At 65.7% G+C, this 7,982-nt stretch carries 7 protein-coding genes; 1 reads left to right on the top strand and 6 read right to left on the bottom strand.

All coding sequences use genetic code 11. The features are described from left to right. Positions 1 to 218: 218 nt before the first annotated feature. Positions 219 to 1,967 (bottom strand): YbaL family putative K(+) efflux transporter, encoded by a 1,749-nt coding sequence (gene ybaL, locus ACQR1F_RS18570; protein WP_434913601.1) that lies wholly within the window; start codon positions 1,965 to 1,967, stop codon positions 219 to 221. 165 nt (positions 1,968 to 2,132) lie between these two features. On the opposite strand from ybaL, the gene ACQR1F_RS18565 reads away from it, so the two are divergent. Next, entirely contained in the window at positions 2,133 to 2,696 is a 564-nt protein-coding gene (locus ACQR1F_RS18565) for a DinB family protein (protein ID WP_434839001.1), read from the top strand. Between the two features lie 84 nt (positions 2,697 to 2,780). On the opposite strand, the gene ACQR1F_RS18560 is transcribed toward ACQR1F_RS18565, so the two are convergent. From ACQR1F_RS18560 to ACQR1F_RS18540, 5 genes are all read right to left on the bottom strand, one after another. After that, positions 2,781 to 3,335, bottom strand: coding sequence for a GNAT family N-acetyltransferase (locus ACQR1F_RS18560; RefSeq protein WP_434839000.1), 555 nt, complete (start codon positions 3,333 to 3,335; stop codon positions 2,781 to 2,783). Positions 3,336 to 3,503: 168 nt separating this feature from the next. Then, positions 3,504 to 4,673, bottom strand: coding sequence for an acetyl-CoA acetyltransferase (locus ACQR1F_RS18555; RefSeq protein WP_434838999.1), 1,170 nt, complete (start codon positions 4,671 to 4,673; stop codon positions 3,504 to 3,506). A 72-nt stretch (positions 4,674 to 4,745) separates the two neighbouring features. Continuing rightward, a complete protein-coding gene (gene denD, locus ACQR1F_RS18550; protein WP_315803138.1) occupies positions 4,746 to 5,729 on the bottom strand; it encodes a D-erythronate dehydrogenase in 984 nt (327 codons plus the stop codon). 270 nt (positions 5,730 to 5,999) lie between these two features. After that, on the bottom strand, positions 6,000 to 6,935 hold the full coding sequence (locus ACQR1F_RS18545; protein WP_316180726.1) for a carbohydrate ABC transporter permease: 936 nt from the start codon (positions 6,933 to 6,935) through the stop codon (positions 6,000 to 6,002). Continuing rightward, positions 6,932 to 7,888 carry a carbohydrate ABC transporter permease gene (locus tag ACQR1F_RS18540; protein WP_315803136.1) on the bottom strand — a complete coding sequence of 319 codons (957 nt, stop codon included), beginning with the start codon at positions 7,886 to 7,888 and terminating at the stop codon, positions 6,932 to 6,934. Before ACQR1F_RS18540 ends, ACQR1F_RS18545 begins: the two co-directional genes overlap by 4 nt. Positions 7,889 to 7,982: the final 94 nt, after the last annotated feature.

Raw genomic sequence — 7,982 nt, 5'->3', positions numbered from 1 at the left:
TTGGCGATGCTCAAGATCGCAGAAGAATCCACGCCATGCGCCTTGTCCAGCCTGCCTGAACCGGACAGCCGTGGGCTCCGTCCCGGGCATCCACGTCGTTCTCGGCACGCCGAGCGACGTGGATGGCCGGGACAAGCCCGGCCATGACGACGCTGAGGGAGATGGGCACAAAACAAAGCTGCAGCCCTTGAATCCGTAGTGACAAGCCTGCGCCCGGGCTACGCCTGGACCTGCACGCTCTCCGCCGCGCGTTCCGGCACCAGCTCGGGCGCGGCATCAGGCGGCCGCGTGTCCAGCTCCTCGATCATGCCGCGCGCGATCTCGCGCTCGCCCATGATGACCCTGTCGGCGCCGAGCGACTTCAAGTGCTCGACTTCGGCATCGGAATGCGCGCGCGCCACGATGTGCAGGGCTGGATTGGCGGCGCGCGCCTGCTCGACGATCTGCCCGGCCTCGAACGCCTCGGGGATGGCGATCACCAGCGCATGCGCGCCAGCCGGATTGGTCGCACGAAGCACGTTGCTCCGGGCCGCGTTGCCGGTGATGGTCTCGACACCGGCTTCCTTCAGCTGCTTCAGGATGTCCTCGGAGGTCTCCACCGCGAGGAACGCGTGCCCACGCTGCCGCAGGGCCTCGCCGACCAGACGGCCGACGCGGCCGTATCCGATGATGATCGTGTGCTCGGTCAACTGAGTCACCGGCATCTCGGCAGGCTTCGGCGCTGGCGTTGCAGCCTCATCCGTACGACGGCGCCGCAGCCGCGGCAGCAGCCAATCCAGCGCAGCGAACATCAGCGGATTGAGCATGATCGAGATGATGGCGCCGGCCAGGATCAGGTCGCGCCCGGCTTTCGGCAAGAGATTCGAGGCGCCGCCGATCTCGGCGAGGATGAAGGAGAATTCGCCGATCTGCGCAAGGCTCGCGGAGATCGTCAGCGCGGTCGAAGCCGGACGGCGGAAAGCGATCACGATCAGGAACGCGGCAACCGACTTGCCGAACAGGATGATGAACAAGGTCGCGAGCAGCGGCCAGGGCTCGCGGATCACGCTTCCCGGATCGAACAGCATGCCGGCGGAGACGAAGAACAGCACCGCGAAGGCATCGCGCAGCGGCAGCGATTCCTGCGCGGCGCGCTGGCTCAGCGGGGACTCGCCGAGCATCATGCCGGCGAAGAAGGCGCCGAGCGCGAGCGACACGCCGAACAGCTTTGTCGAGCCGAAGGCGACGCCGAGCGCGATTGCGAGCACCGCCAGGCGAAACAGCTCGCGCGAGCCGGTGTGGGCGATGTAGTGCAGGATCCACGGGATCAGGCGGCGGCCGACCAGCAGCATCACCGCCATGAACACGCCGATCTTGACGAAGGTCAGCAGCAGCACGCCGGTCAGCCCGAGCCCGAAGCGGGCGGCGAGCGGATCGGCGGCGGCGACGTCGCCATTGCCGTTCTGCAGGCTGGCAAAGGCTGGGATCAGCACCAGCGCCAGCACCATCGCGAGGTCTTCGACGATCAGCCAGCCCACCGCGATGCGGCCGCGCTCGGTGTCCATCAGCCGCCGCTCCTGCATCGCGCGCAGCAGCACCACAGTGCTGGCGACCGAGAGCGCGAGACCGAACACGAGGCCCCCGCCGATCGACCAGCCCATCGCCCAGCTCAAGGCCATGCCCATCAGGGTCGCCACCGTGATCTGCACGATCGCGCCGGGCACGGCGATCGCGCGCACCGACATCAGGTCCTTGAGCGAGAAGTGCAGGCCGACGCCGAACATCAGGAGAATGATGCCGAGCTCGGCGAGCTCGGTCGCCAGCGCCTGGTCGGCGACGAAGCCGGGTGTGAACGGACCGACGGCGACGCCGGCGAGGAGGTAGCCGACCAGCGGCGGGAACCGGAACCGTTGCGCGAGCGCTCCGAAGACGAAGGCCAGTCCAAGGCCGGCGACGATGGTCGCGATGAGGGGTGTGTCGTGCGGCATCTCAACTTGTTGCACAGGAGGCGCAGCGATGCACCGCGACCAATTGTGGCAGAGTTCCGCAAATGCGCATGGGGATGGTGCACGGACGGCTGCGGAAATCGGTGGTGAATGGCGTCATCAGTTCCGTATGATGTGAAGCGAGCCATCACGGGGTGCCCTGTCCCAATGCCCGCCGATCTCGTTCAGACGTTTCGCGCCTTCGCCTATAACAACGCCTGGGCCAATCACCGGCTGCTGACCTCCTGCGGCCAGCTCAGCGCCGAGGACTTCGCCGCCGAGCGCACCGGCTTCTTCCCGAGCCTGCAGAAGACGCTGAACCACATCTACATCATCGACCTGTTCTACGTCGACGCGCTGGAAGGCGGCTGGCTCGGCCCGATGGCGTGGCAGAACGAGGTGCCGTTCCCGCGCCTCGCAGATCTTGCGAAGGCGCAGGGCGCGATGGACCGCCGGCTGATCGCGTTCTGCGAGGCGCTGACGCCCGCGCGCCTCGACGACACCGTTCGCATCAACCGCGAGAGCCGGGTGCAGAACGAGCGCTGCGACCGGCTGCTGCTGCATCTGTTCCAGCACGACATCCATCACCGCGGCCAGGCGCATGCGATGCTGTCGGCGACGTCCGTCAAGCCGCCGCAGCTGGATGAGTTCTTTCCGGCCGATGACGCCGGCCTGCGCGCGAAGGATTTCGCCGAGTTGGGGTTCAGCGAGGAGAAGATCTGGAAGCCGTAGCCCAGATGACTGCCCACGACGCACACTCTCTCCGTCATTCCGGAGCGCGCGCTGCGCGAGCCCCGGAACGACGAGGAGGAGAGATCAGCGCGAGGCGCCTTCCCACAGGGCGCGTGGGAGCCGGTACATCACTTGCCGGCACAACGGGCTGTCCGCCTCGACGCGCGGATGATCGAAATCGGAGGCCTCGTCCCTGATCATGCCGAGCTTGCGCATGACGTTCTGCGAGGCTTCGTTGGCCGGCGCGGCGTAGGCGATGATCTCATCGAGACCGAGCCGATCGAAGCCGAAGGCGAGCGATGCGCGCGCGGCTTCCGTCGTTATCCCCCGCCCCCAGGCCGCGCGCGCGAGCCGCCAACCGATCTCGACCGCCGGCGTGAACGGCGCATCGAAGAACACGCGGAATAAGCCGGTTGCTCCGAGGAAGCTGCCGGTGGCGCGGTCTTCGACCACCCAGAAACCGAAGCCGTGCTCGGCCCAATGCTTGATCTGAAAGTCGATCCACTGATCGCAGGCCTGCCGCGTCGGCAGCGCGCGCAAGTATCGCATCACCGCGGTATCCGCCGACATCGCCGCAAACGGCGCGCGATCATCGTCGCACCATTTGCGCAAGATAAGGCGGTCGGTTTGGATGATCATGACAGATCACTGAGGAGGCTGACGACCAGATTACCCTGCCTTGAAGCCCCCCTGGGTCACCGTCATTGTGAGGAGCGAAGCGACGAAGCAATCCAGAATCCCGCGCGCGGCCCTGGATTGCGTCGCTGCGCTCGCAATGACGGTGGATGGCCCCTCTTGAAACGTAGCCTACTTCGTCGGCTCCAGAATCGACACATAGTTGGCCACCGCGGCGCCGCCCATGTTGAAGATGCCGCCGAGCTTGGCGTTGGGGAGCTGCATGCCCTCGGGCGCGGTGCCGGTGAGCTGCATCGCCGTCATGACGTGCATGGAGACGCCGGTGGCGCCGATCGGGTGACCCTTGGCCTTGAGGCCGCCGGACGGATTGACCGGCAGCTTGCCGTCCTTGAGCGTCCAGCCCTCCTTGATGGCGCGGGCGCCCTGCCCGCGCGGCGTCAGGCCCATCGCCTCGTACTCGATCAACTCGGCGACCGTGAAGCAGTCATGGGTCTCGACGAAGGAGAGATCGGACAGCGTGACGCCGGCTTTCTCCAGCGCGCGCTGCCAGGCCACGGTGCAGCCCTCGAAGGCGAGGATGTCGCGCTTGGACATCGGCAGGAAATCCTGCGCGTGCGCCGTCGCGCGCACGTTGACCGCTTTCGCGAAGGACTTCGCGGTCTCGCTGTCGGTGAGCACCAAAGCGGCGGCGCCGTCGGAGACCAGCGAGCAGTCGGTGCGCTTCAGGGGACCTGCCACGTACGGGTTCTTCTCGCTCTCCGAGCGGCAGAACTCGAAGCCGAAATCCTTGCGCATCTGCGCATAGGGATTGGCGACGCCGTTCTTGTGGTTCTTGGCCGCGATCAGCGCCAGTGCGTCGGACTGGTCGCCGTACTTCTGGAAATAGCCCTGCGCGATCTTGCCGAACACGCCAGCGAAGCCGCCGACGGTGTCGCCGTCCTCCGGCAGGTAGGACGCCTTGAGCAGGTTCTTGCCGATCTCCGGCCCGGGCGTGCGCGTCATCTGCTCGACGCCGACGACGAGCACGATCTTCGCGGCGCCGGCCGCGATGGCGCGGATGCCCTGGTGGACGGCGGCGGAACCCGTCGCGCAGGCGTTCTCCACCCGCGTCGCCGGCTTGAAGCGCAGTGCCGGATCGGCCTGCAGCACCAGCGAGGCCGTGAAGTCCTGGGCTGAGAAGCCGGCGTTGAAATGGCCGAGCACGATCTCGTCGACGTCGCCCGCCGAAATGCCGGCGTCGGCGAGCGCCTCATTGGCGACCTTGACGACGAGGCTCTCGACGGTCTCGGCGTCGAACTTTCCGAACGGCGTATGCGCCCATCCGACGATGCTGGCGGTCATGATTTCTCTCCCGAATGTCTCCCTGCTCAAATGGCGCTTTGCGCCATTGGAGTCCAGAGGCTGGTGGCGTTCTCAGGCCACGAACTTACCACCGAGCTCGTCCTCGATGTGAATCCGGATGATGTCGTCGAACGTCTTTTCCTCGGTGGTGAAGCCGAGCTCGCGGGCCCGCTTGGCCTCGAAATTCCGCGGCCAGCCGGCGACGATGCCGATGATGAAGGGATCCGGAACCCTCTGGATGCGGTTGGCAACGTTGTCGCCCGCCACGCGCCGAAGCGCGGCGATCTGCTCGCCGACGGTGGCCGTCAGGCCGGGCATGGTGAGATTGCGGCGCGGGCCGATCTTCGCGGTGTCCATCGTCGCGGCATGCAGCAGGAAGCCGACCGCCGAACGCGGCGTGGCATGCCAATGCTGGACGTCCTCGGACACCGGCAGCACGGCCTCCTTGCCGGCGAGCGGCTCGCGCAGGATGTTGGAGAAGAAGCCCGAGGCGGCCTTGTTCGGCGCGCCGGGGCGGATGCAGATGGTCGGCAGGCGAATGCCGACGCCGTCGAAGAAGCCGCGGCGGCTGTAGTCGGCCAGCAGGAGCTCGCCGATCGCCTTCTGGGTGCCGTAGCTGAGCAGCGGCGCATTGACGAACTCGTCGCCGATGGCGTCGGGGAACGGCGCGCCGAACACCGCGATCGACGAGGTGAAGACCAGGCGCGGCTTGTAACCGTCGCCGATCAGCCTGACCGCGTCGAACAGCATCCGCGTGCCGTCGAGATTGATGCGGTAGCCCTTGTCGAAATCGAGCTCGGCCTCGCCGGAAACGATCGCGGCGAGATGGAAGATCACGTCGGGACGCGCGGCGACCAGCTTCTCGGCGAAGCCCGGCACGGCAAAGTCGCCGGCGATGGTCTCGACCGCGATGGGCGTGTCGGGCTTCGCCGGCGCGACGATGTCCTGCAAGGTCATGCGGGTGATGGCTGCCTGGCCGAGGCGGCCGTCGCGGACCAGACGCTCGACCAGCTTGCGTCCGACCATGCCGGCGGCGCCGAGAACGAGAATATGCAAGGGGATGCTCCTTGTTTCTTGTTATTTCAATACGGCCACTGTGATCGGCGCCGCGACCGCGGTGGACACTACTGCGCCCTCTCCCCTTGTGGGAGAGGGCATCACCGCTGGTACCGCACACACGTTTGGGTGAGGGGTTAGTCCAACAAGCACCGCCATCGCGGAGAGAGACCCCTCACCCGGCAGCCTTCGGCTGCCACCCTCTCCCACAAGGGGAGAGGGTGCACTGAGCGTGGCGCGACATCGGATTCCACCAACGAAAAGTTCGCCCTACTCCTTCACCGCGCCGGTCATGGCCGACACATAATGCTCGACGAAGAAGGCGTAAAGGATGACCAGCGGCAGCGAGCCGACCAGGGCGCCGGCCATCAGCGATCCCCATTTGTAGATGTCACCGTCGACGAACTCGTTGACGATGGCGACCGGCACGGTCTTGTTCGGCGTCGACTGCAGGAAGGTCAGCGCGTAGATGAACTCGTTCCAGCACAAGGTGAACGAGAAGATGAAGGCCGAGATCAGGCCGGGCACGGCGAGCGGCACGACGATCTTGACCAGGATCTGCCAGCGGCTGGCGCCGTCGATCAGGGCGCATTCCTCGAGCTCGAAGGGGATCGTCTTGAAGTAGCCCATCAGCAGCCAGGTCGAGAACGGGATCAGCAAGGTCGGATAGACCAGGATCAGCGACAGCGGCGAGTCGAACAGCCCGTAGGCCTGGATCACCGAGGCCAGCGGGATGAACAGGATCGACGGCGGCACCAGATAGGCGAAGAAGATCAGCACGCCCACCGTGTCGGCGCCCTTGAAGCGCAGCCGCACGATCGCATAGGCCGCGAGCACGGATGCGAAGATCGACAGCGTGGTGGCGCCGACCGCGACATACATCGTGTTCCACAGCCAGCGCGGATACTGCGTCTCGAACAGCAGCTTCGAGATGTGCTTGAAGGTCGGATGCACCACCCAGAACGGGTTGTACTTCTCCATGTCGATCAGCTGCTCGTCCGGTTTGATCGACGTCAGCCCCATCCAGTAGAACGGGAACAGCAGCACCAGGAGAATGATGCCGAGCGGCAGATACAGCGTGATCAGCCGTCGCGGCAGCGACTCGAGATAGCTCATGCCCTCGCTGTCGTCGTCGGCCGCGAGCGCGGCCGCCGTCGTCGTGGCGTTGGATTGCGTCTTGGATTGCAGCGCAGCAGTCTCGGTCATTGGTCGGATCCTTGCTGCCATTTGCGCCGTTGCATGCCGAACCAGGAGATCGCGATCGCCGCGAGCAGGAACGGGATCATGGCGGTGGCGATCGCTGCACCCTCGCCGAGGCGGCCGGAGATGATGCCGCGCTGATAGCTCAAGGTCGCCATCAGGTGGGTGGCATTGACGGGACCGCCGCGGGTCAGCGCCCAGATCAGCTGGAAATCGGTGAAGGTGAACAGTACCGAGAACGTCATCACCACCGCGATGATCGGGGTCAGCAACGGATAGGTGATGAAGCGGAAGCGCTGCCAGCTGGTGGCACCGTCGAGCGTGGCGGCCTCATACAGGGAGGGCGAGACGGTCTGCAGGCCGGCCAGCAGCGTGATCGCGACGAACGGTACGCCGCGCCATATGTTGGCGATGATCACGGAGGCGCGTGCCCAGTTGGTGTCGCCCAGGAAGTTGATGTTCTGGCTGATGAGGCCGAGCTTGATCAGCGACCAGGAGATGATGGAGAACTGGGAATCGTAGATCCACCAGAACGCGATCGCCGACAGCACCGTCGGAACGATGAAAGGCACCAGCACGATCGCACGGACCATGGCCTTGAACGGCATCCGCCGGTTCAACAGCAGCGCCAGATAGAGGCCGATCGCGAATTTGATGGCGCTTGCGACGATCGTGTAGAGCAGCGTGTTGAACACCGCGAGCCAGAAGATCGCGTCATCCCACAGCCACTCGTAGTTCTCCAGCCCGACGAAGACGCCGGCGCGGCCGATCTTCTCGTCGGTGAAGCTCATCCAGACGCCGAGGCCCAGCGGATAGGCCAGGAACAGGATCAGGAATGCTGCCGCCGGCAGCATGAACCAGAGCGCGACGAAGTTGCGGTTGGTCTTGATGCGTTCCCACGCGGAGGGCTCGCCGGTCACGGCCGCGCCACGTGGCAGCGAAGTCTGAATGGTACTCATCGTATCGAGCAGCTCCCTTCGAACCTTGGGATGGGCAAACCGCAGCATGCCCACCGGCGTTCGGGACGGATGGTTCTGGTCCGCCATTGCGAGA

The organism is Bradyrhizobium sp. HKCCYLS3013 (assembly GCF_051167615.1).
Lineage (GTDB): Bacteria > Pseudomonadota > Alphaproteobacteria > Rhizobiales > Xanthobacteraceae > Bradyrhizobium.
This window is presented reverse-complemented; position numbering and strand designations above follow the sequence as displayed.

Coding starts and splice junctions, on each gene's coding strand:
- ybaL (WP_434913601.1), bottom strand. CDS start 1,967: ATGCCGCACGACACACCCCTCATCGCGACCATCGTCGCCGGCCTTGGA.
- ACQR1F_RS18565 (WP_434839001.1), top strand. CDS start 2,133: ATGCCCGCCGATCTCGTTCAGACGTTTCGCGCCTTCGCCTATAACAAC.
- ACQR1F_RS18560 (WP_434839000.1), bottom strand. CDS start 3,335: ATGATCATCCAAACCGACCGCCTTATCTTGCGCAAATGGTGCGACGAT.
- ACQR1F_RS18555 (WP_434838999.1), bottom strand. CDS start 4,673: ATGACCGCCAGCATCGTCGGATGGGCGCATACGCCGTTCGGAAAGTTC.
- ACQR1F_RS18545 (WP_316180726.1), bottom strand. CDS start 6,935: ATGACCGAGACTGCTGCGCTGCAATCCAAGACGCAATCCAACGCCACG.
- ACQR1F_RS18540 (WP_315803136.1), bottom strand. CDS start 7,888: ATGAGTACCATTCAGACTTCGCTGCCACGTGGCGCGGCCGTGACCGGC.